Source organism: Vibrio genomosp. F10 str. 9ZD137 (assembly GCF_049974785.1).
Lineage (GTDB): Bacteria > Pseudomonadota > Gammaproteobacteria > Enterobacterales > Vibrionaceae > Vibrio.
On record NZ_JBNGCJ010001077.1, the window covers coordinates 1 to 415 of the forward strand.

Below are 415 nucleotides of genomic sequence, written 5' to 3' on the forward strand. Positions count from 1 at the left end.
ACCGCTCTTCCGATCTGTTTTCCCTTCGCTCTCTAAGGCTTCAACCGTGCTCATGATCTCCTCATCAAGATCAATATCTAGCTTACCCGGGGCGCTCACTTGGTACTGTTCACCCGCGACATTTCCTCTAACACCACTGCCTACCAAGGTCTGTTTTTCGGTCGCTTCTGGCAACGCTACACCGAGTTGTTTTGCGCGATTGACTAACGAAACCGCCAATGGGTGGCTTGATCCCATTTCAATAGCCCCGACTACCTCTAATAGCGGTGTCTCCTGCCAGCCATTCAGGGCTATAATGTTGGTGACCTCGGGTTTTCCTTTCGTCAACGTCCCGGTTTTATCAAACGCGACCGTTTGAACTTTACCCAGCTGTTCGAGCGCCGCGCCGCCTTTAATCAACAGATCGGAAGAGCGG

At 52.0% G+C, this 415-nt stretch carries 1 protein-coding gene; it reads right to left on the reverse strand.

What is annotated here, in order from left to right:
• The coding region (locus ACP45E_RS22615) for an HAD family hydrolase (protein WP_141707505.1) at window positions 1–415 on the reverse strand (415 nt) is incomplete at both ends.